Source organism: Egibacteraceae bacterium, from assembly GCA_040905805.1.
GTDB lineage: Bacteria > Actinomycetota > Nitriliruptoria > Euzebyales > Egibacteraceae > DATLGH01.
The window spans coordinates 1-22,366 of sequence record JBBDQS010000094.1; the positions used below are offsets into that span (position 1 = coordinate 1).

20 protein-coding genes and 2 tRNA genes are annotated in these 22,366 nt (G+C 71.3%); 7 read left to right on the top strand and 15 right to left on the bottom strand.

Translation table 11 applies throughout. The features are described 5' to 3' along the window. Positions 1–344 precede the first annotated feature (344 nt). Both WD250_10585 and WD250_10590 read left to right on the top strand, forming a co-directional pair. Entirely contained in the window at positions 345–875 is a 531-nt protein-coding gene (locus WD250_10585) for a GAF and ANTAR domain-containing protein (GenBank protein ID MEX2620656.1), read from the top strand. A 657-nt stretch (positions 876–1,532) separates the two neighbouring features. Further along, positions 1,533–2,234, top strand: a complete 702-nt coding sequence (locus tag WD250_10590) for a DM13 domain-containing protein (GenBank protein ID MEX2620657.1) — start codon at positions 1,533–1,535, stop codon at positions 2,232–2,234. A gap of 291 nt (positions 2,235–2,525) precedes the next feature. Here WD250_10590 and WD250_10595 read toward each other — a convergent pair. Then, positions 2,526–2,598 (bottom strand) — tRNA-Ile (locus WD250_10595). An 81-nt stretch (positions 2,599–2,679) separates the two neighbouring features. Between WD250_10595 and WD250_10600 the strand changes: the two genes are divergently transcribed. From WD250_10600 to WD250_10610, 3 genes are all read left to right on the top strand, one after another. Then, positions 2,680–3,351, top strand: a complete 672-nt coding sequence (locus WD250_10600; protein ID MEX2620658.1) for a helix-turn-helix domain-containing protein — start codon at positions 2,680–2,682, stop codon at positions 3,349–3,351. Positions 3,352–3,382: 31 nt separating this feature from the next. Continuing rightward, a tRNA-Asn gene (locus tag WD250_10605) sits at positions 3,383–3,455 on the top strand. Between the two features lie 134 nt (positions 3,456–3,589). After that, the gene (locus WD250_10610) at positions 3,590–3,922 is read left to right on the top strand and encodes a hypothetical protein (protein ID MEX2620659.1); all 333 of its coding nucleotides are present in this window, start codon (positions 3,590–3,592) and stop codon (positions 3,920–3,922) included. Positions 3,923–3,925: 3 nt separating this feature from the next. On the opposite strand, the gene WD250_10615 is transcribed toward WD250_10610, so the two are convergent. The 4 genes from WD250_10615 to WD250_10630 are packed head-to-tail and all read right to left on the bottom strand — an operon-like array spanning position 3,926 to position 8,969. Then, positions 3,926–4,954, bottom strand: coding sequence for a hypothetical protein (locus tag WD250_10615; GenBank protein ID MEX2620660.1), 1,029 nt, complete (start codon positions 4,952–4,954; stop codon positions 3,926–3,928). A gap of 36 nt (positions 4,955–4,990) precedes the next feature. After that, entirely contained in the window at positions 4,991–6,043 is a 1,053-nt protein-coding gene (gene rpoD / locus WD250_10620) for an RNA polymerase sigma factor RpoD (protein MEX2620661.1), read from the bottom strand. Further along, positions 6,036–7,889 carry a DNA primase gene (gene dnaG, locus WD250_10625; protein MEX2620662.1) on the bottom strand — a complete coding sequence of 618 codons (1,854 nt, stop codon included), beginning with the start codon at positions 7,887–7,889 and terminating at the stop codon, positions 6,036–6,038. The genes rpoD and dnaG overlap by 8 nt, the downstream gene beginning before the upstream one ends. Positions 7,890–7,949: 60 nt before the next feature. Continuing rightward, the gene (locus WD250_10630) at positions 7,950–8,969 is read right to left on the bottom strand and encodes an HD domain-containing protein (GenBank protein ID MEX2620663.1); all 1,020 of its coding nucleotides are present in this window, start codon (positions 8,967–8,969) and stop codon (positions 7,950–7,952) included. Positions 8,970–9,031: 62 nt separating this feature from the next. Between WD250_10630 and WD250_10635 the strand changes: the two genes are divergently transcribed. Then, positions 9,032–9,415, top strand: coding sequence for a hypothetical protein (locus WD250_10635; protein MEX2620664.1), 384 nt, complete (start codon positions 9,032–9,034; stop codon positions 9,413–9,415). Positions 9,416–9,437: 22 nt separating this feature from the next. Here the strand turns inward: WD250_10635 and WD250_10640 are convergent, their stop codons facing one another. The 5 genes from WD250_10640 to WD250_10660 form a co-directional block, all read right to left on the bottom strand. Next, positions 9,438–10,871: a glycine--tRNA ligase gene (locus WD250_10640; GenBank protein ID MEX2620665.1), complete on the bottom strand. Its 1,434-nt coding sequence runs from the start codon at positions 10,869–10,871 to the stop codon at positions 9,438–9,440. Positions 10,872–10,956: 85 nt separating this feature from the next. Then, the gene (locus WD250_10645; protein ID MEX2620666.1) at positions 10,957–11,736 is read right to left on the bottom strand and encodes an amino acid ABC transporter ATP-binding protein; all 780 of its coding nucleotides are present in this window, start codon (positions 11,734–11,736) and stop codon (positions 10,957–10,959) included. Positions 11,737–11,779: 43 nt separating this feature from the next. Then, positions 11,780–13,030, bottom strand: coding sequence for an amino acid ABC transporter permease (locus WD250_10650; GenBank protein ID MEX2620667.1), 1,251 nt, complete (start codon positions 13,028–13,030; stop codon positions 11,780–11,782). Beyond that, positions 13,031–14,224 carry an ABC transporter permease subunit gene (locus tag WD250_10655; GenBank protein MEX2620668.1) on the bottom strand — a complete coding sequence of 398 codons (1,194 nt, stop codon included), beginning with the start codon at positions 14,222–14,224 and terminating at the stop codon, positions 13,031–13,033. Between the two features lie 100 nt (positions 14,225–14,324). Continuing rightward, positions 14,325–15,485 (bottom strand): amino acid ABC transporter substrate-binding protein, encoded by a 1,161-nt coding sequence (locus WD250_10660; protein MEX2620669.1) that lies wholly within the window; start codon positions 15,483–15,485, stop codon positions 14,325–14,327. Positions 15,486–15,695: 210 nt separating this feature from the next. Here WD250_10660 and WD250_10665 point away from each other — a divergent pair, with 210 nt between their 5' ends. Continuing rightward, positions 15,696–17,171 carry a fused MFS/spermidine synthase gene (locus WD250_10665; protein ID MEX2620670.1) on the top strand — a complete coding sequence of 492 codons (1,476 nt, stop codon included), beginning with the start codon at positions 15,696–15,698 and terminating at the stop codon, positions 17,169–17,171. Between the two features lie 134 nt (positions 17,172–17,305). Here WD250_10665 and uppS read toward each other — a convergent pair whose 3' ends face one another. From uppS to WD250_10690, 5 genes are all read right to left on the bottom strand, one after another. Continuing rightward, positions 17,306–18,034, bottom strand: a complete 729-nt coding sequence (gene uppS, locus WD250_10670) for a polyprenyl diphosphate synthase (protein ID MEX2620671.1) — start codon at positions 18,032–18,034, stop codon at positions 17,306–17,308. Continuing rightward, the gene (gene recO / locus WD250_10675) at positions 18,031–18,759 is read right to left on the bottom strand and encodes a DNA repair protein RecO (protein MEX2620672.1); all 729 of its coding nucleotides are present in this window, start codon (positions 18,757–18,759) and stop codon (positions 18,031–18,033) included. Before recO ends, uppS begins: the two co-directional genes overlap by 4 nt. A gap of 53 nt (positions 18,760–18,812) precedes the next feature. Then, entirely contained in the window at positions 18,813–19,514 is a 702-nt protein-coding gene (locus WD250_10680) for a Crp/Fnr family transcriptional regulator (GenBank protein MEX2620673.1), read from the bottom strand. 856 nt (positions 19,515–20,370) lie between these two features. After that, the gene (gene era / locus WD250_10685; GenBank protein MEX2620674.1) at positions 20,371–21,273 is read right to left on the bottom strand and encodes a GTPase Era; all 903 of its coding nucleotides are present in this window, start codon (positions 21,271–21,273) and stop codon (positions 20,371–20,373) included. Between the two features lie 87 nt (positions 21,274–21,360). Beyond that, positions 21,361–22,311, bottom strand: coding sequence for a trypsin-like peptidase domain-containing protein (locus tag WD250_10690; protein MEX2620675.1), 951 nt, complete (start codon positions 22,309–22,311; stop codon positions 21,361–21,363). Positions 22,312–22,366: the final 55 nt, after the last annotated feature.

Below are 22,366 nucleotides of genomic sequence, written 5' to 3' on the forward strand. Positions count from 1 at the left end.
GCCTGCCCACCCCGCCAACGGCCCCAAGCGGCGTCACTCATTTTGCGACAGCCTGCGCACGTCAGCATCTCCATCGGTTCCGGTTTGTCGCACACGGGTAGGTTGGCGTGGCGGTCCGTAGCCTCGTGGGGAGAAAGAATGTGTGTAGCGATGGTTGATCGTCGCTCCGTCCTGCAGGCGATGGTCGCCCTGGCGGACACGCTCGTCGATGACTACGACGTCGTGGAGTTCCTCTACGGAGTGACCGAGATGTGCGCCGACGTGCTGAAGGTCACAGCCGCGGGAGTCCTGCTCATGGACCCGGAGGGCGAGCTGCAGGTCGTTGCCGCGTCCAGCCCCACGACATGCGAGAGCTCGAGATGTTCGAGGCGACCACCGGCGAGGGGCCCTGCGCCGAGGCGTACCGCCGCTGCGAGGCCGTCGAGGTCGATGACCTCGACCGCGAGGCGACACGCTGGCCCCGCCTCGTCGCCAAGGCGAACGCACTCGGCTACCGCAGCGTCTACGCTCGGCCGCTCCGGTTGCGCAGCACCTGCATCGGCGCGCTGAACCTGTTTCGCGACGAGGCGGGGCCGTTCGCCGAGACCCAGCGGCTCGCAGCGACAGGACTGGCCGACATCGCGTCCATCGGCATCCTCTACCAACGAACCCTGAACGCCGCCGATGTGGAGATCGCCCAGCTTCGTCACGCGCTCGAGAGCCGCAAACTCATCGAGCAAGCCAAAGGAGCCCTCGCCAACCTCCACGACGTACCACCCGACCAGGCGTTCGACTGGCTGCGGCGCTTCGCCCGAACAAAAAACGCCAAGCTCCACGAGGTCGCACGTCAGATCGTGCAGGGCGAGCTATCCCCCGACGACGTCGGACCCGTCTGACCAGGCCGCGCTGCCGACGGCTCTCCGATCATCGGACCGTCCCAGTCGCTCCTTGCTTCGATGGAGGCGCCAACCCCCTGATAGCCCCGGATCCGCCGCGGTCCGCCAACGTTCGGGGATCCCCGGCGCGGCTGGCCAGTTGGTCGACCGGTGTCACATTCCGGCCACCTGAGGTGCAGTGCAACTCCCTCCACAACAAGCGGCGCTTGGTGGGGCTGGCAGGGATCGAACCTGCGACCAACCGGTTATGAGGTGGCGGCCACTGTGCGCTGTGCTCACCTGCGGAAACGTTGGCCATTCGAGGCCTTGCGCGCGGTACCCGCCCCGCCCGGGCGCCAGCGCGACCACAGGAGATCGCCCCAGCGAGGGTGTGGGCAGCAGCCGCTATCAGAGGTTTCGCCTGCGACCGCCAGGCGCCCGGGGGGCTTTCGCGGAACTTCACCGACCCTTTGCCTCGCCGTTCGTCGGGGCAGGCAATCCTGGGCTTGACCGCGAGCCGGCCCGAGCCGGCCCGAGCCGGCCCGAGCCGGCCCGAGCCGGCCCGAGCCGGCCCGAGCCGGCCCGTGACGACAAGGATCAGATGGTGTGATGTTGCAGGATGGCGACCGGCGGGCGCCCCGACGGGGTGACCGGCCCGACCGTGGTAGGAGGTTGACGATGAGCGTGGACACCAAGCAGGCCGAGGACACCGCCCGATCACGGCGTCCCGTGCTGTGGGTCGGGGTGGGTGCCCTGGTCGTGGCCGGCGTCGTCGTCGTCGTCCTGGTGTGGTTCCAGCCCCAAAGGCTGCTGTTCGACGACGTCGTCGACGACCCGTTCCCCTCCGCGGCGTTCCCAGCCGCCGACGAGCAGGCGCCCGCGCCCGACACCGACGGACCGCCCGCCCGAGACCCCCTACCCGCCGGGGACCCCCCCGCCGCCGAGCAGCCACCTGCCGCCGGGGACCCCCCCGCCGCCGAGCAGCCACCTGCCGCCGAGGACCCCCCCGCCGCCGAGCAGCCACCTGCGGAGCCCGTCGCCACCGCAGCGGGCAGCTTCTCCTCGCGCCACCGCTACACCGTGGTCGGCACCGCGACCGTGTACCAGCTGGCCGACGGCTCGCGGACGTTGCGCCTGGAGGACTTCGAGTCCACCAACGGCCCTGGCCTGTTCGTGTACCTGACGGCCGCCGACGAGGCCAACTCGGACACGGAGCTGGACGCCGACTTCGTTGACCTGGGGGCACTGCGAGGGAACATCGGCAACCAGAACTATGACATCCCACCCGAGGTGGACCTCGACCACTACAACACCGTGGTCATCTGGTGCCGGCCGTTCTTGAGGGGGTTCGGAGCCGCGGACCTGGCGTCGGCGGGCTAGAGAGCTGCGACTTGGCGTCGACGCCAGACCGAAGCCCTGGGTTCTACCCTCGTGGACCGGCGGAACTCGGACGGTTTCCGCATCCGCCAACCCAGCGCCGGCACGCAGGTTACCCGGCGGTAGATGGGGTGGGAGGGACAGATATGTCGCTGAGACCCAATCTACCGGCCGGTAACCCGGGGGCGGACCCGAGGATCTACGAGATCCGGAGGCGATCCACATGCTCGCCGGCCCGGCCTCGGTCGACGAGCGAAGCAGGGGGATCACAGCCGCACGCCAAGCGGGGTCTTGTGGGGCTGGCAGGGATCGAACCTGCGACCAACCGGTTATGAGCCAGCTGCTCTGACCACTGAGCTACAGCCCCGATGTGGAAAGGCTAGTTCAGCCGCCCGCGGATTGTCGCACCCTCCTGCCACGTAACCCGAGGCTGGGACAGGAGGACGCGATGGGCTACCGGGGCAAGCTCGAGGAGCGGGCGCGGGCGCGGGAGTTGCGCGCGCATGGATTGACCATGGCCGACATTGCCGCACAGCTCGGCGTCGCCCGCAGCTCGGTATCGGTGTGGACCCGGGACGTCCCGTTCGTTCCCGATCACGACCGCACCCGAGAGCGGCGCAGGAAGGCGCGCCAGCGTGGCCCCAACGTCCTCCAGCGGCGCAAGCAGGAGGAGATCGAGCGCCTCCTGGCCGAGGGCGCCGAGCGCATCGGTCAACTGTCCGAGCGGGACTTCCTCATCGCCGGCGTGGCGCTGTACGCCGGCGAGGGTTCCAAGAGGGACGGCATGGTCGCGCTCGCGAACACCAACCCGACCTTCATCGCCTTCTTCTGCGCCTGGCTCCGTCAGTTCTTTGAAGTCGATGAGGCGCGCCTCCGCGTAAAGCTCTACCTGCATGAGGACCTGGACCTGGACGCGGCCATCACGCGTTGGTCGCTGGTCACCGCGATCCCACCTGCGCGGTTCAGCAAGCCGTACCGGGCCATTCCCGACGGCGGCATCCGCCACTCGAAGCACGTGTCCGGCTGTGCCACGGTGCAGTACTGCTGCTGCCAGACGCACCGCGCGATCATGGGGCTTGTTGGAGCCGTCATGGACGTCGGTCTGCCGACCGATGACTGACAGCGAACACCTGCTATCCTTTCCAGGACATTCCGGGGTAGCTCAATTGGCGGAGCGGCGCCCTGTTAAGGCGAAGGCTGTGGGTTCGAGTCCCACCCCCGGAGCAAGCGCCACACCACGAGGTGCTCCGCGCATCCTGCCCCCCCCATCAGCGCTGCTGCTAGGGTTTCGACGCGCCCTCCGGCCGGGCAGTATCTCCCTGCCGCGAACGCCGTCCACGACCACAGGAGTGTCCGCTATGCGCTTCCGCCTCGGCCTGTTCATCGGCCTCGTCATCGGCTACGTGCTCGGCGCGAAGGCCGGCCGGGAGCGCTACGCCCAGATCCAGCGCATGGCCCGCCAGCTGTCGCGCTCCGAGCCCGCGCAGCAGCTCAGCGGCGAGATCCGCTCCACGGCGTCGCGGGTCGGTGGGCAGCTTGAGTCCAAGGCCAGCGAGAAGGCCAAGGACCTGGAGTCCAAAGCCACGCGGAAGGCCAAGGACCTGGAGTCCAAGGCCAGCGAGAAGGTCACGCAGCTCACGCAGGCCGTGCGCAACGGCGGGACGGACGACGGACCGCAAGCGCAGTCCTGACGGTCACTCCAGTCCGTCCAGGCGCAGCGCCTCCACCACCGGGCTGACCGTCAGCCCGGGCTCGGGACCGCCAAGGGCGGCGTAGGCGATCCCGTCGACAACGACGGCGCCGAGCCCGTGTCGCGGCGCCTCCAGGCTCGGTAGGGCCCGCACTGCGCCCTCCGCATCGATGCACTCGACCTCACCGTAGGTGCGGTCGGGATCCTCGCCGCCGAGCACGCACGCCCCGGTGCCGGCTGACCAGAACCCGGCAACGCCACCCCGCGGCGTGGGCAGTGCCCCAACCGTGGTGATGCTCGCGCCCTCCACCAGGTCGACCGTGCCGAGGTTCGTGTCCAGCCCGGCGGTCCGGCCCCCCAGGAACCACGTTCGCCCCTGGCCGTCCCCGGCGGCCGCCAGGTGCTCGCGGGGCTGCGACAGGGCACCGATGCCCACCCACTCGTCGCCGTCGAGCACGAACACCTCCCCGGCGAGCCCGTCGGGGCCGACCCCGCCGCCGTAGACGATGCGCTCGCCGTCCCAGGCGGCGGCACCGGCCGCTCGCGGCGCGGGCAACGGCGGGCCCGTCACCCAGCTGCCGACTGCAAGGTCGAGCCGGTGCACCGCCGCGGTAGGCGCGTCGAAGCCCGATCCGGCGTACCCGCCCACGAGGTAGAGCGCCTGACCGGTGGCGACCAACGCCGCGTGGTGCACGGCCTCGGGGAGGTCGGGGCCATCCGACCACGACTCGAAGGTGGGGTCGAGCACCTGGACGCGGGCGGTCGCCTCCCCCTCCGCGGTGAACCCTCCGGCCGTCCACACCTGGCCCCCCAACGGGGCCACGGCGACCTCGGACAGGGCCAGGGGGGCCTCGGCGAGCGTCGTCCACGCCGCGGCCGGCCCGGGAGCTGGGACTGCGGCCTCGTCATCGTCGTCAGGGACCGGGTCGGTCGGCGTCGGGTCAACCTCCTCCACGGGGGCAGTAGCCTCGTCGTCGGGCCCGCAGGCCGCGAGCAGCACGACCGCCATCACGAGCACCACGCGCCGCACCATGCCGGTCAGCCTAGACGAGCTCCGGCGGCCCAGCCGTCACTCCAGGAAGTCCTTGAGGGCCTTGCTCCGCGACGGGTGGCGCAGCTTGGACAGCGTCTTGGACTCGATCTGGCGGATGCGCTCCCGGGTGACGCCGAAGTCCAGCCCGACCTCCTCCAGCGTCCGAGGCTGGCCGTCGGTCATCCCGAACCGCAGCTGGATGACCATCTGCTCGCGTTCGGTCAGGGTGTGCAGGATGCGATGGATCTGCTCCTGCATGAGCGCGAAGCTGGCCGCGTCGACCGGGACGACGGCATCAGGGTCCTCCAGGAAGTCGCCGAGGCTGGAGTCGTCCTCCCCCACGGGGGTCTCCAGGCTGACCGGCTCCTGGGACAGCTTCTGGATGTCGCGCACCCGATCTGCCGACAGCTCCAGCTCCCGACCGATCTCCTCGGGTGTGGGCTCGCGCCCCCGGTCCTGCAGCAGCTGGCGCTGCACGCGCACCACCCGGTTGATCGTCTCGACCATGTGCACGGGGATGCGGATGGTGCGCGCCTGGTCGGCGATGGCCCGCGTGATGGCCTGGCGGATCCACCACGTGGCGTAGGTGGAGAACTTGTAGCCCTTGGTGTAGTCGAACTTCTCGACCGCGCGGATGAGCCCCAGGTTGCCCTCCTGGATGAGGTCGAGGAACAGCAGGCCCCGGCCCACGTAGCGCTTGGCGATCGACACGACCAGGCGCAGGTTGGCCTCCACCAGCTTGCGCTTCGCCAGCTGCCCGCCCCGCTCGATGCGCCGGTACTCACGGATGCGCCCGGGGTCCGCGTCCGTCGCGGCGTCGGCGAGCAGCGCCGTGGCCGCCAACCCAGACTCCACGCGCTTGGCGAGGTCGACCTCCTCCTCGGCGGTGAGCAGCGGCACCCGGCCGATCTCCTTCAGGTACATGCGCACCGGGTCGCTCGACATCCCTTGCAGCGCGATCTCGTCCAGTCGGGCGCGTTCCGAGCGCGCGTCGGCCTGCCACCCCGGGGCGGGCTCGCCGCCGCCGCCATCGCCGGTGGGACCAGGGGTGAGCGGGTCCGGCCTCCTGGTGGCCATCTCCTCAGCCATCCCTTCCCTCGAGCAGGTCGCGCCGCCGCTGTTCCAGCTCGAACAGCTGCGCTTGGAGCTGCCGGCGCTCCGACACGTCCAGCTGCTCACCGACCTGGAACAGGCGCTCACGCACCACCTCGTGCTGGCGTTCGACCGCTCGCGCCCGCAAGCGGAGGATCACCTCACGCAGATGGCCCGGATCAGCCTCCACGGTCGGCTCCGAGAGAGCAAGTGCCCGCACCCGCACCCGGGTCTCGTCGTCGGGCAGGGCGGCGAGCACCTCGACGAGATCGCCCGTGTCCGTCGCGGACAGCGCCGCGTAGAGCTGCCGCGACATGGGCGCGCGGAAGTCCTCCTCCGTGACCAGCTTCCACTCCGGGGGCATCAACTCAGGCACCTGCAACGCCGCCCGCAAGACGTCCCGCTCCAGGCGCATCTGCGGGTCGCCTGCGCCCGCCGCCGATCCGGTGACGTCACCGGGCACGGCTGGGCGAGGTTGAGCCGGGGTGTGGTCGCGGCCCGCCGCCGCCAGGGCGGGCAGCTCGGCGTCCAGCTCGGCCTCGATGCGGTCGGCGGACAAGCCGACGGCCGGCGCGAGGACGTCGCGCATGTAGCGGTACCGCAACGCGCGGTCGGGGATGCGGGCCAGCAACGGAAACGTCGCCCGGTACGCCACCACCTGCGCCTCGGGGGTCGTGACGTCGGCGCGACGCAGAAGATGCTCGATCTGGAACTCCACCGCGGTCTTGACCTGCGCCAGCGCCTGCTCCACCCGCTCGGCGCCCTCGGCAGCCAGGTCGGCGGGATCGGCATCGGGCGGCAGGGGCAGCACCCCGACCTCCCGGACGCCGACCTCCTCGGCGAGGGCCCGGGCTCGGTCCGCGGCGGCGGCACCCGCGTCGTCGGCGTCCAAGGCGAGCACGACCCGCCCGGTGAAGTGCTCGAGCTGGCGGAAGTGATCAGCCGTCAGGGCGGTGCCGCAGGTCGCGACCGCGTGGCGGACCCCGGCGGTGTGCAGTCCGATGACGTCCATGTAGCCCTCGACCACCAGTGCGGCCTCACGCCGCTGCACCTCGGCTCGCGCCCAGTTCAGCCCGTAGAGCACGTGCGACTTGCGGTACACCTCCGTCTCGGGTGAGTTGATGTACTTCGGCGGGGAGCCCTCGCGCGGGGCGGTCCGCAGGGTTACTGCGGGCAGGATGCGCCCCCCGAAGGCCACGACATCCTTGCCGCTCTTGTCGAAGATCGGGAACATCACCCGCCCGCGGAACCGATCGATCGGCCCCCTGGCCCCCTCCGTGACCAGGCCGGCGCCGGCCGCCTCCTCGTCGGTGTAGCCGGTCTGGCGCAGGTGGCTGACCAGGAGATCCCAGGCGTCGGGCGCCCAGCCGAGGCGGAAGTGCTCGGCGTCGGCACGCTCCAGCCCCCGCGCCGCGAGGTAGGCGCGTGCCGGTGCTCCCTGGTTCCCGTTCAGCTGGGACTCGTAGAACCGCGCCGCTTCCAGCAGCACCTCGGTGAGGCGTGTCCGCCGCCCCAGCGCCCGCCGCTGGCCGGACGACAGCTCCTCGTACCGCAGCTCGAATCCGACGACCCTGGCGAGCCGTTCGACGGCCTCGGGGAACGTCAGTGCCTCGATCAGCTGCAGGAAGGCGTAGACGTCGCCCCCGACCTGGCAGCCGAAGCAGTGGAACAGCCCCCGGCCCGGATCGACGGTGAACGAGGGAGTCCGCTCCTCATGGAACGGGCACAGGCCGGTCAGCCGCGTGCCAGAGCGCTTCAGGCTGGTGTAGTCACCGATGACCGCGGCCAGGTCTGCGCGCCGGCGCAGCTCCTGGATGTCATCGTCGTTGATCCGGCCGGCCACAGGAACCCCTCGCTACCAGCGCTACGACCCGCAGCCTGGAGTCTACGGCGCGCCGGGTGCTCAGGCGGAGGGATCCCGGCCCGGCAGGAACACGGCCGCGAACGTGCGCAGAACATCCCCGTCGGTCAAGCCGGAGACATAGTCGAGGACCCGCGTCTCGGTCGGCGCCGCGCCGTGGTGCTCGGCGGGCATACGTTCGGGGTTCTCCAGGAAGAACACCACCAAGCTGCGCAGGCTGTGGATGGCCCGGTCGCGCTCGGCGCTCGCCATCGGGCGCTGGTAGAGCGCCGTGTCGAGGAAGGCACGCAGGCGGTCGAGCGCGACGGTGACCGGCGGGCTCATGCGCACGTCGGGCCGGTCGATCGAGACGGTCACGACGTCGCGGATCGCCGTGGCGATACGGCCGGCCGTGGTCGCACCGAGGGTGCCCACCACGTCGTCAGGCACGTTGCGGGTGCGCACGATCCCGACAGCGCACGCGTCCGCGAGGTCATAGGCCAGCGACGCGACCCGATCGGCCAGGCGGACAACCTGACCCTCGGCGGTCGCCGGCGCGGGCGTCCCCGAGGTGTGGTTCAGGATGCCGTCGCGGACCTCCCACGTCAGGTTCAGGCCGCTGCCCCCCTGCTCCAGGTGCTCCAGGTGCTCCACGACCCGCACGCTCTGCTCGTGGTGGCGAAAGGGCGCGGCGGTGAAGATCGACAGCGCCTCCTCACCGGCGTCACCGAAGGCGGTGTGCCCGAGGTCGTGGCCGAGCGCGATGGCCTCGACGAGGTCCTCGTTCAGCCGCAGCCCCCGGGCCATGGTGCGCGCGACCTGGGTGACCTCCAGGGTGTGCGTCAGGCGATCACGGCGGTGGTCGCCCCCCGCGGCGATGACGACCTGCGTCTTGTCACGCAGGCGGCGGAACGCCCGGGTGTCGGTGATGCGGTCCCGGTCGACCTGGAACGCGGTGCGCAGCGGGTCAGCCTCCTCGAAGCGGTCCCGGCCCTTGCTCTCCGAGGCCAGCGTGGCCCACGTGGAGAGGCTGGCGCGCTCCAGATCCTCGGTGCGCTCCCGGACTGCGTCGAGATGCTTCACGGCTCCAAGCGTAGCATCGGGCGTAGGCCGAACACCGACACGGCGGTCCGACAGGAGTGCGTATGGCCAGCCCGAAGGCCCCCGACATGCAGCGCGCGTCCGACCAGGTCCGGCCCCGGGAGCTGCTGGTCGCCGCGCGCGTGGCCGACGCGCTGGTCTACGCCGTGGGCCTCGCCGGTGTGCTCGCCGGCGGGCTGCTCTTCCGCGACGGCGGGATCGGCTTCGCCATCGTGGCGTGGGCGCTCACCTTCGTCGGCGGAGCGGGTCTGCGGCTGGCGGCGTGGGGCGCCCGGGCCCTGGCCGAGCTGCTCCAACGCAGCCGCCGGCTCGAGGACGACCTCGCCGCGCTCCTGCGAGAGCGAGCGGCTGCGCCCCCGCCCCAGGCGCCGCCGGGCCCGGGAGACGCGCCGGCGGACCCCTACAAGCGCTGGGGCGGCTACCACTGAGGGTCAGCGGCGCAGGGATGGCTCACCCCAGGAGCTGGAGCCGCTCTTCGAGGTAGTCGGGCAGCCGCTCGATCGCGACGCGGTCCTGGGCCATGGTGTCGCGGTCGCGCACCGTGACCGCACGGTCCTCCTCGACCGTCTGGAAGTCGACGGTCACGCAGAACGGCGTGCCGACCTCGTCCTGGCGGCGGTAGCGCTTGCCGATCGAGCCGGCGTCGTCGTACTCGGTCATCCACCGCGGCTTCAGCAGGTCGCTGACCTCACGGGCGGTGGGCACGAGCTGCTCCTTGCGCGACAGTGGCAGCACGGCCACCTTGGTCGGTGCGAGCGCGTGGTGCAGCTTCAGGACCGTGCGGTGCTCCTGCTTGCCGCTGGCCGACGTCGCGGTCTCGTCTCGGTAGGCGTCGACCAGGAAGGCCAGGGCAGCGCGGTCGACGCCGGCGGCGGGCTCGATCACGAAGGGGACGTAGCGCTCGTCGCGCTCCTGGTCGTAGTAGGACAGGTCCTTGCCGCTGAACTCGGCATGGCGGCGCAGGTCGAAGTCACTGCGGTTGGCGATGCCCTCGAGCTCGGACCACGCGAACGGGAAGCGGTACTCCACGTCCACGGTGGCCTTGGCGTAGTGGGACAGCTCGTCGGTGCCGTGGGGGCGGATGCGCAGGTTCTCCGGGCGCATGCCGAGGTGCAGGTACCAGTTCCACCGCTGCGCGATCCAGTAGGCGTGCCACTGCTCGTCGGCCCCCGGTCGCACGAAGAACTCCATCTCCATCTGCTCGAACTCGCGCACCCGGAAGATGAAGTTCTTGGGCGTGATCTCGTTGCGGAAGCTCTTGCCGACCTGAGCGATGCCGAAGGGCAGCTTCCGACGGCTGGTCAGCTGCACGTGGGCGAAGTCGACGAACATGGCCTGGGCGGTCTCGGGCCGCATCCACACCTGGTTGCTGGTGTCCTCGGCCGGCCCGACGAACGTGCGGAACATGAGGTTGAACGCCCGTGGTTCGGTGAACTCCTTGCCGCCGCAGCTCGGGCAGAAGGGCTCCCCGGCGTTGTTCGTGTCCATCTGGTCGGCGCGGTAACGGTGGTTGCACGCGGCGCACTCGACCAGCGGGTCGGTGAACCCCTCCACGTGGCCCGACGCCTCCCACACCCGCGGGTGCATGAGGATCGACGCGTCGAGCGCGACGACGTCGTCGCGCAGCTGCACCATGGCGCGCTTCCACGCGGCCTTGACGTTGTCCTTCAACGCCGCGCCGAGGGGGCCGAAGTCCCACGCACCACGCAGGCCGCCGTAGATCTCTGAGGACTGGAAGATCAGCCCGCGGCGCTTGCACAGCTCCACGATGGTGGCCATGTCGGTGTCGTGGGCGCCCGCCGTGGTGTCGGCGTCGGGGGCGACGTGCTCGACGTCGGCCACGGGCTCGGGAGGCAGGTCGCGGGCGGCCGGGCTGTCGGTCATCGTGTCTCGTTCCTGGGCAGGCTGAATCCCCGGGTGGTGCTCCGAGGGGGGTCCAGAGCCTACCCCATGCCGCGGTCCGCGGGCCTCACAGGATCTGCGACAGGAACAGCTTCGTGCGCTCCTCCCGGGGGTTGGTGAAGAAGTGCTCGGGCGTGCCGACCTCGACGATCTGGCCCTCGGCCATGAACACGACGCGGTGGGCGACCTGGCGGGCGAAGCCCATCTCGTGGGTGACGCAGATCATGGTCATGCCCGACTCGGCGAGCTCCTGCATCGTGTCGAGCACCTCCTTGATCATCTCCGGATCAAGGGCCGAGGTCGGCTCGTCGAACAGGATCGCCTTGGGCTGCATCGCCAACGCGCGGGCGATCGCGACACGCTGCTGCTGACCGCCCGACAGCTGCGCTGGGTGCTTGTCGGCCTGCTCGGGGATGCGCACGCGCTCGAGCATCTCCATCGCGACCGTGTTGGCCTTCTTCTTGCTCCACCGCCGGACGTGGCGGGGCCCGAGCGTGATGTTCTCCAAGACCGTGAGGTGCGGGAAGAGGTTGAACTGCTGGAAGACCATGCCGACCTCGCGGCGGATCTCGGCGATGTTGCGCACGTCGTCGCCCATCTCGATGCCGTCGACGACGATGCGGCCGCGGTCGTGCTTCTCCAGCCGATTGATGCAGCGGATCAGGGTCGACTTGCCCGACCCGGACGGCCCGCACACGACCACGACCTCCTGGCGGCCGACCGCCAGGTTGATGTCCGTCAGCGCCTGGAAGTCGCCGAAGACCTTGTCGACGCCCTCACAGGAGATCATGACGTCGCCACTGCCCCCGACCTGGGTGGCGTCGGCTGGCACGGCATGCTCGGTCATGTCCCCACCCCTCTGCGGCGCCTGCGGCGCGGCTGGTCTCCGGTCATCTGGTCCCCACTCCCAGTCGCTTCTCGAGGCGCTGGCTCGCCCGGGACATCGTGAAGGCGACGGACCACAGGAGGAAGCCGGCGAACAGCAGGGTCTCGGCCTGCAGGCCCTGCCCGGCGAATCCCTCCTGCCTGGTCACCGCCCGGGCCACACGCAGGACCTCGGTCAGCCCGATGAGCGACACCAGCACCGTGTCCTTGGTGAGGCTGATGAACTGCCCCACCAGGGCCGGGATGACGTTGCGCAGCGCCTGGGGCAGCACGATCAGCCGGGTCGTCTTGATGGGCGACAGGCCGATGGCCTTGGCGGCCTCCACCTGCCCCGCCGGCACGCTCTGCAGCCCGCCGCGGACGTCCTCGGCGACGTAGGCGCCGGCGAACAGCACGAACGCGACCAGGGCGCGGGTGACCTGGTCGGGCCGCGTCATGCCCTCGGGGACGAAGAAGCCCAGCATGGTCGCACCGAAGATCAGCAGGGCGATCAGGGGCACACCCCGGATCAGCTCGATGTAGCCGACGCACACGACGCGCACCGCGGGGAACGTCGAGCGGCGCCCGAGCGCGAGCAGGACACCGAACGGGAACGACAGGGTGATCGCCGCGACGGCGAGGAAGACGTTGAGCAGCAGCCCCTGGAAGTTGGAGTAGGTGAGGGGGCTGCCCGTGGTGAACGCCGCGTAGGCGCCGAACACCGCCGCCACGTACACCACGGGCATGTAACGCCCGGCTCGCGGCGGCAGGCGCACACCGACCGACCGGGCCGCGAGGGCCGCGAGACCCGAGGCGACCACCATCAGCGCGGGGGTGGGGGTGCGGGTCAGCGCGAGCAGGACGGCCAACACGATCAGCCCCGGCGCGGCGGTCCGCAGCAGCTCCACCGGGGCGGCGCGACCGCGCCGCCTGGCGGCCACCCCGACGCCCAGGCCCGATACCACCGATATCAGCACGATGGCGACCCACACGCGGAACAGCTCGCCACGCGGGAAGGTGCCGACCAGGAAGGTCGTGAGGTTGACCCGCACGATCTCCCAATTGGCCGTCACGAATACGAACATCAGCAGCCGGAAGACCGCATAGCCGAGGAGCATGCCGAACGCGAGGGTCAGCACCGTGTTGGAGCCGGTGCTGAACAGGTTCAGCCGCAGCCACTCGCCGGGTGTGGCCGCAGGCTTGGTGAGCGGGTCCGTCTCGACCAGTGCCGGCTCGTCGGTCGGCTCGACCGGGGGCGTCTGCACGCTGCCGGCCACCTACCGGCCCTCCAGTGCGAGCGTGCGGTTCACGATGTTCGCCATCGCCGAGATGACCAGTGACAGCACGAGGTAGCCGAGCGCGAGGATCGCCACCGACTGCGGCGCCGGGTTGGCGTTGCCGATGACGGTCAGCGTCACCCGGGTGAGCTCGACGTAGCCGACGAGGATCGCCAGCGACGAGTTCTTCGTGAGGTTCAGGTACTGGCTGGCCAGCGGCGGCACGGCGATGCGGGCCGCCTGTGGCAGGATCACGTAGCGCATCCGCTGGAAGCCCGTCAGCGCGATGGACTGCGCAGCCTCGGTCTGCCCCTTGGGCACGGCCAGGATCGATCCGCGGACGATCTCGGCGATGTGGCTCGCGGTGTAGATGACGAGGCCGGCGAGCAGCGCTCCGTACGTGGGCTGCAGCTCGATGCCGCCGGTGACCAGGCGGCCCTCGCGGGTGGGCATGGTCACCTCGACGGGCGCACCGAGGGCGACGTAGCCGATGCCACCGATGACCAGCACCGCGCCCAGGCCCCACAGGATGCGGTGGTGCGGGGTGCCCGTCTCGTCGAACCTGCGGGTGCGCCAGACGCCGAGGACGACCGCCACGGCCAGGCCCACACCGAGGACCGCGAGAAAGGGCCCGAGCGGTTGGGTCGCCTCGCCCCACACCATCCAGATGCCGCGGGTGGACAGGATCATGGCCCCGAAGATGTTCACCGCGTCGGAGATGCCCGGCAGGGCGGCGAGCACGACCGCGAAGTACAGGAACGCGATGATGAGCAGCACGGGGGTGTTGCGGATCGCCTCGACGTACACGGCGGCGGCCTTGCGGATCAACCAGTTGCTCGACAGGCGGGCGACGCCGAGCAGGACCCCGATGATCGTCGCCAGCGCGATGCCGACGACGGCTACCCGGATGGTGTTGGCGTAGCCGACCAGCAGGGCGTCGCGGATCGGCTGGCTGGGGCGGAAGTCGTCCGCCCCGCGGATGTCGAAGCCCGTCGGCTGGTCGAGGAACCCAAAACCCGTCGGCAGCCCCTGCGCCCGGAGGTTGCCCACCAGGGTCGTGTAGAGGAAGCGCAGCATGAGGAAGACGGCCAGCACGAACACGATCTGGGAGAGGACGCGCAGGACGCGCACGTCCCGCCATGGGGGCGGGCGCGTCTGCGTGGTGCTCGTCACCGCCTCGCCGCCGCCCGCCATGCCGGTCTCCTGGTCGCGCGCTGCGCTCCACGCTACGCGATGGAACGGCCGCGCTGTGGTGCAGCGGGGGCGGTGACGTCGCCGTCACCGCCCCGGGGTCCTAGCGGTACGGCGGCGCGTACAGCAGGCCGCCCTCGGTCCAGAGGTTGTTCTCGCCGCGCTCCAGTCCCAACGGCGTGTCAGGGCCGAGGTGTTGTGCGAACAGCTCGCCGTAGTTGCCGACCGCCTCGATCATCGTGCGGTTGAAGTCGGTGTCGAGTCCGATACCCGGGTCGAACACGACGCCCTCGTCGTCGCCCTCGAGGCCCTCCAAGCCGAGGAACCGGCGGATGTCGAGGTCCTCGCTGTCGTCGAAGTCGGCGATGTTCTCCGAGGTGATCCCGAACTCCTCGGCCTGGATCAGGCCGATGACCGCCCAGTTCACCGCGTCGAACCACTCCTGGTCACCGTCGGCGACCGCGGGCCCGAGCGGCTCCTTCGAGAAGACCTCGTCGAAGATCACGAGCGAGTCGGGGCCGCCGGACTCCTCGGGGTAGACCGCGCGGCGCGACGCGAGCTGGCTCAGGTCCGAGGTCCACCCGTCGCAGGCCTCGGCGATGAACGCCTCCTGGATGTCGTCGGCGTCGCTGAAGGTCTGCGGCTCGTAGGCGATATCGGCGAAGCGGGTGGCGAGGTTGAGCTCCGTGGTGGTGCCCTCCAGGACACAGATGACGGTGTTCTCCATGTCGTCGATGGATTCGAACCCGTCGTCGGCGCGGACCATCATCCCCTGCCCGTCGTAGTACGTCGTCGTCACGAAGGCGGCGCCCTCGGTGCCGTCACGGCTGGCGGTCCAGGTCGTGTTGCGGCTGAGCACGTCGATCTCGTCGGCCTGCAGTGTGGTGAAGCGCTCGGCGACCGCGATGGGTCGGAACTCCACGGCGTCGGCGTCGCCCAGCACCGCCGCGGCGATCGCCCGGCAGATGTCGACGTCGAAGCCCGCGGCCTCACCGTCCTCGCCGATGACGCCGAATCCGGGCACGACGTCGTTGATGCCGCAGATCAGCTCGCCGCGGCTGCGGACCTCCTCGAGCTTGCCGCCGGTGTCGCTGTCGGTGTCGTCATCCTGGGCGACGTCGTCATCGAGACCCACGTCGTCGGTATCGTCAGGCAGGTCGGGCTCCTCATCGGCCCCGTCGTCGGTGCACGCGGCGGCGAAGAGCGCCACCAGGAGGACCAAGAGCCAGACCGTCAAGGGCGTCTTGCGGGTTGCCTTGCGCATGGGTACCTCGTTCTGGGCAGCGTCGCCGCCCGCCAGGTCGCACGGGCTCCCCTGCGCCCATGCCGTCACCTGAGCGTAAACCACCGCGCACGGGCTGTCACTACCCCAATAGTTGCGCGGAGGTCGCCTGATGCCGGTTGGCCGCGTCCGCTTGTCGCACGCGGTCGGGCGTCCGTGGCCGGGGCCCCACCGGCGGCATACTGGAGCCCCATGCCTTCTTTTGTGGCCGGCTTCGTCGTGTTCGCCACGTCGGCGGCGGTGCTGGTCCTGGAGATCCTGGCCGCCCGGCTGCTCGCGCCCTATGTGGGCGTCACGCTGGAGACCTACACCGGCATCATCGGAACCGTGCTGGCCGGCATCGCCCTGGGCAGCTGGTACGGCGGCAAGCTGGCCGACCGGGTGGACCCCCGCGTGATCCTCGGCCCGATGGTGCTGGGCGGCGGGGTGCTGGCCCTCGCGGCAGTGCCGGTCGTCACGTTCTTCGGCGCGACGCTCGGCGGGGGCGGGGGCCCGCTGGCCGTGGTGGTGCTGTCCGCCGTGGGGTTCTTCGCGCCCGCCGCGGTGCTGTCCGCAGTGACGCCCACAGTCGTCAAGCTGCAGCTCGACAGCCTCGACGAGACCGGGCGGGTGGTCGGCCGCCTGTCCGCGCTCGGCACCGCCGGTGCCATCCTCGGCACGTTCCTGACCGGGTTCCTGTTGGTGGCGGCCTGGCCGAGCCGCCCGATCGTGTTCGGCCTCGGGGTGGCGCTGGTGCTCGGCGGCGTGGCGCTCTGGTGGTGGCTCGCGCCGTCGCGCACGGACTTCCCCGCCGGCCTGGTGGTCCTCGCCCTGATCGCCGGTTCCCTGACCCTGCTGGTGTCGGTCCCCTGCGACTTCGAGAGCGCGTACTTCTGCGCCCGGGTCGAGGCGGCCGACGACCGCGACAGCGGCCGGATCCTGGTCCTCGACCGCCTGCGGCACAGCTACGTGGACCTGGAGGACCCTGGCTACCTCGGCTTCGGCTACACGCAGGTGTTCGCCGATGTCGTGGAGACGGTCGCACCAGACGGGGGGCCCGTGGACGCCCTGCACGTCGGTGGCGGCGGCTTCACGATGCCCCGCTACCTCGCCGCGGAGCGCGCCGGGTCCCACAGCCTTGTGCTGGAGCTCGACCCGATGCTCGTCGACATCGCGCGCGACGAGCTCGGCCTGGCCACTGGCGAGGACCTGCGGGTGCAGACCGGCGACGCCCGGCTGGGTGTGGCGGCGCAACCGCCGGAGCGTTGGGACGTGGTGATCGGCGACGCGTTCGGCGGTCTCGCGGTCCCCTGGCACCTGACGACCGTCGAGTTCGCCCGTGACATCCAGGAGACCCTGCGCCCCGACGGGGTGTACATGCTCAACGTCATCGACTACGGGCCGCTGCACTTCGCCCGCGCCGAGGCGGCGACCCTGGCAGCGGTCTTCGAGCACGTCGCCCTGGTGGCCCCGCCCGAGCGGGTTGCCGGGGCCGAGGGCGGCAACTTCGTCCTGCTGGGCGCGGACACGCCCCTGGACGTGGCCGGGCTGCGGGCGGCCATCGCCGCGCACGACGGCCAGGACGAGGTCGTCGCGGGCGAGCGCTACCAGGACTTCGCCGGGCAGGCGCCGGTCCTGTTCGACGACTACGCGCCCGTGGACCAGCTGTTGACCCCCCGCACGCCGTAGGCCGCGAGGCGTCAGCCGGTGCGCGCCCCCTCACGGGCGAAGGCCTCGACCAGGGTCCACGGGGCGTGGCAGATCGACGCGATGGACTTGCCCTGATCGGCGTAGTCGCGGTGGGCGGGGGCCTTAACCCCGGACTACACCTTGCCGAACCGGCGGTGGCGGCGCTGGTACTCGGCGACCGCCGCGTAGAGGTCCGTGCGGTCGAAGTCGGGCCAGAGCACGTCGGTGAACACAAGCTCGGCGTAGGCGGCCTGCCACAGCAGGTAGTTGGAAAGGCGCTGCTCACCGGAGGTGCGGACCAGGAGGTCGACGTCGGGTGCGTCCGGTCGGTACAGCCGCGACTGCACCGACTTCTCGGTCACCTTGTCGGGGCGCAGCCGTCCGGCGGCGGCGTCCGCGGCGATGCGGCGGGCGGCGTCGACCAGCTCGGTGCGCCCGCCGTAGTTGAACGCAACCTGGAAGGTCATGCGGGTGTGGTGGGCGGTGCGCTCCTGGGTCTGCTCGATCATCTCGACCAGGCGGCGGGGCACCGGCCGGTCGGTGCGTCCGAGGAAGCGCACCCGCACGCCGCGCTCGTCCAGCTCGTCGGCCCGGCGCAGCAGCAGGTCCCGGTTGAAGTTCATGAGCCAGCGCACCTCTGACGGCGGGCGCTTCCAGTTCTCCGTGGAGAAGGCGTACACGGTGAGGTAGGACAGGCCGAGCTCCAGTGCGCCCTCCACGGTGTCGAAGAGAGCCGCCTCCCCGGCCTCGTGGCCGGCGTGGCGGGGCAGGCCGCGCTGGCCCGCCCAACGGCCGTTGCCGTCCATGATGATCGCGACGTGCGCGGGCAGGTGCTCGGGGTCGAGGTCGGGGCGGCTGCTCACCGCGGCACCAGGGCCCAGGACTTGAGGGGCTTGCCGAGGTGGTAGGTGACGAAGCTGTTGACCATCGCGGCCACGGCTCGGCGGACCTCTACCTCACCCGGGGCGAGGGTGACCTGATACAGGTCGGCGTGTGCCAGCCGGCGCAGCAGCGCCACCGTCGCCGGGTCCAGACCGCGGCTTCCCGGCGGCGCGCAGGTCGGGCAGAGCAGGCCGCCAGCAGCGATGTGGAAGACCGTGTGCGCGCCGGGTGCGCCGCAGCCGGCACAAGCGTCGAGGTAGGGGTGGTAGCCGGCGACGCCGGCCAGGCGCAGCAGCCACGCGTCGAGCATGGACGCCGGGTCCGTCGGGGGTTGAGCGAGGGCCCGCAGGCCGTCGAGCAGAAGCAGGAACAGCGCGTTGGCGCGCTCGTCCTCCTGAGCGACGCGGTCGGTGGCCTCCACCATCGCCGACCCGCACGCCGACAGCACGAAGTCCGCCCGCACCGCCGCGTGCGGGGTGACCAGCTCGGCCTGGCTGACGATGTCGAGGTTGCGACCCTCGTACAGCTGCAGGTCGACGTGGCTGAACGGCTCCAGACGTCCGCCGAAGCGCGACGTGGTGCGCCGCACGCCTTTGGCCACGGCGCGGACCTTGCCGCGCCCCTGCGTCAGCAGGTGCACGATGCGGTCGGCCTCGCCGAGCTTGTAGGTGCGCAGGACGATGCCCTGCTCGCGGTACAACGCCATGGGCATCCAGCGTAGGTGCGCGCGGGCCCGCACGGCCGCAACCGACTCACGTGTCAGGCGCCGGTCGGGTTCGCGCGGCGGCGCAACGCCGCGAGGTCCTTCACGATGACCGCACGCCCGCGCCGCTCGACGTACCCGCGCTGCTCGAAGGCGTGCAGGGTCTGGTTGACGCTCTGCCGTGACCCGCCGACCATGGCGCCGAGGTCGGACTGGGTCAGCTTCAGGTGCAGCTCCACGCCGTCGGCCGTCGGTTGCCCGTCCGTCTCGACCAGGGCGAGCAGCAGCTTCGCCACACGGGCCTCGAGGTCCAGGAACACGAGATCGCCGGCCTGTTCGTTCTGGCGGCGGATCATGGTCCCGAGCGATCGCAGCAGCATGTCGGCGACGCTGCGCTGCGTGGCGAGCAGGTCGAGCAGTGTGGCCCGCGACAGCGTCACGACGGTGGTCGGCTCGACCGTCTCGACGGAGGCCGACGCGGTGGTGCCCTCGATCGCGCCCAGCTCGCCGAACACCTCGCCCGGCCCGAGCGTCGCCACGATCAGCGTGGCGCCCTCCGGCGAGGAGATCACGACCTTGACGAGCCCCTCGGCGATGACGAACAGGCTGTGCGCGGGATCGCCCTGGCGCACGATCGGTTGGCCCTTCGGGTACCGACGGCTTCCGGTCACGTCCGCCAGGGCGTCGATGTCGGTCTGGGTCATCCCGGCGAACACCGAGGTCGAGGCGAGCAGAGCCGCGCGCTTCGCGGACTTCACCGGCGTGTGCGCCGCGTGTCGGGAGCCATGGCGAGGAGGCTAGCGCGAGTTGTCTGCGCGGGGCGATCGGCAGGCGGGTGGGACTCGCCCACCAGAGTGTCGGGAGGATGACAGCCGCGGTGTCGGGCCGGTGACAGCTCGAGCGATACCCGTCGTGCACCATGGGCATCAGTCGCGCTCGAGCACGCAGATCGGGCGGACCGAGCGTCACAGAGGGGGCGGACAGGCGGGAGCGGGGGCTGGGCCGCGCGGGGCGGCCCGGCCCCCTCGCATTCGGGCGACGGGCCCGGTTCCCGCTGAACATCATCCACCGGGCTGTCAGGAAGTGGTCGAGCTCGGTCAGGTCGCTGCGCTGGTAGCGCTCGCCGACCTCCACGGTCACCCTGCTGGACGTCCCCCGCGGGCCGGGCCAGCGCCGCCGGCACTCGTACCGCACGAGCGCTCCGTCCCCCGTCACGCGCATCCGCGACCACAGGTAGGGCATCCCGTAGGTGGCGCGGGCCACGAGGACAGCCGCCAGACGGGCGGCGTCCAGCGAGAAGAACCAGACCCCCGACCGCCCGTCCCGATCACGCACGTAGGTGCGCACGTTGGTCTCGCAGAAGCGCGACAGCCATGGCACCGGCCGCACACCGGGCAGCGTCACGGTCATCACGAACGGGACGAGCCCGACCCACGCGGACCCGTCACAGGTCTCGACCTGCAGGGCATCCGGCAACAGGCGGGCGACCGCGTCGGCGTCGACGCGCCAGTGCAGGAAGGTCAGCGCCTCCCACCCCTGGAGCATGACCGGGCGCCGCACCTGGTGCGGGCAGCTCGCTCGGTCGAAGTCGGCGTCGTCCACGTCGATGGCCGGTCAGTAGCCGAGACGCTCGAGCTTCTTCGGGTCGCGCTGCCACTCCTTCATCAGCTTCACCCGCAGGTCGAGGTAGACCCGCCCGCCGAGGATCAGCTGGAGCTCCTCCCGGGCGCGCGTGCCGATGTCACGCAGGACCTGGCCCCCCTGGCCGATCACGATGCCCTTCTGGGAGTCGCGCTCGACGTAGATCACCGCGTGGACGCGCGTGACGGCGCCCTCATGGTCGGGGGGCTCCACCTCGTCGATGACCACGGCGATGGAGTGGGGCACCTCCTCGCGCATGAGGGTGATGGCCTTCTCCCGGATGATCTCGGCCAGGTGCTGCTCGCGGGACTGGTCGCTGACCTGGTCCGCCGGGAAGTAGGCCGGGCCTTCGGGCAGGCGCGCGGCGACCAGCTCGACCAGGGTGTCCACACCCGCGCCCGTGGCCGCGGAGACGGGGACGATCTCGTCCCACTCCCCCAGTTCGGCCAGGCGTGTCAGGGCGGGCAGCTGGCGGGGGCCGGGGAGGCGGTCGACCTTGTTCACCACGGCGATCACCGGCGTGGTGACGTCGGCGAGCAACCCGGCGAGGAACTGGTCGCCACGGCCGATGCCGTCGGCGCCGTCGACCAGGAAGACGATGCAGTCCACGTCCGACAGCGTCCCCCGCGCCACGTCGTTCAGCCGCGTGCCCAACGTGGTCTTGGGCTTGTGGATGCCCGGGGTGTCGACGAAGACGATCTGGAGGTCCTCGCCGTGCTCGTCGGCCGCCGGGCGATGCAGCACGCCCCGGATGGCATGGCGGGTGGTCTGCGGCACCGCGGTCGTGATCGCGACCTTCTGGCCGACCACGGCGTTCAGCAGCGTCGACTTGCCCACGTTGGGGCGCCCGACGATCGCCACGAATCCTGACCTCATCCTCCGCACCCTACCGGGTCCTTGTCCGCGCCGGCTCCGGGTCGGTGCACGCAGAGGGGGCGCGACCCGGGGTCGCGCGGCGGCCGGTCAGCCGTCGGTAGGGGGGGCACCGACATCCAGGGTGACGGTGATCTCGTCGGTGCCGCGCACGACGGTCAGGTCGAGCGTGCCGGGGGCGTCGAGCTCCTGCAAGAGCGAGAACAGCGACTCCGCGCTGGGTACGGGCCGGCCGTCGGCTGCGATCACGAGGTCGCCGCGGCGCAGGCCCGCGCGCTCGGCCGGGCTGCCCTCCTCCACGCCCCGGACCAGCAGGCCCTCGCGGTCGGGCAGGCCGACGGCGTCGCGCAGCCGGCGGGCGATGTGGGGCGGTGCCAGGGCCAGGCCGAGGTGCACGCGCCGGGGGCGCTCGCCCCGGCCGAGGGCCTCGACGCGGGCACGCAGGTCGGCGTCGGCGGGCAGCGCGAGATAGAAGCCGCCGCGCAGCCGGTTGGTGTTGAGACCGACCACGCGCCCCTCCCGGTCGAGCAGCGGCCCCCCCGACGAGCCGTGGGCGAGCGGGGCGCTGTGCTCGATGCTGCCGGTGATCCGCCGGCCCCGTGGCCCCCGGAAGGTCTGGTCGGTCGCCGACACGAAGCCGAGGGTGGCGCGCAGACCACGCCCACCCGGGTTGGCCAGAGCGACCACCAGGGTCCCGAGGCCCGTCGGCTCGTCGGCCCAGGCCACGGGGGGTGCGTCCCCGGTGTCCACCGTGAGGACCGCGACGTCGCCGTCGACGTCGGCGGCCGCGACCTGCCCCGGCGTGCCGCGTCCGTCGGCGAAGGTCACCGTGGTCTCGGGCCCGTCGACGTTGTGCGCGTTGGTGAGCACGCGACCCTCGCCGACGACCACGCCGGTGGAGCCCCAGCCGGAGCGCCTGCCAGGGTGCTCGCCCGGGTGCCGCCCCCGATGGGCGGGGCGCTGGCCGACCCCGACCACCGCGGGGCCCACCTGGGCCCCGACGCTGCGGATGATCTCCTCGAGCTGCGCTGCTGCATCCATGTTCGACCCTTCCAGACCGGCCCACTCGCCACGCGCCGTAGCGTCACTTGCATAA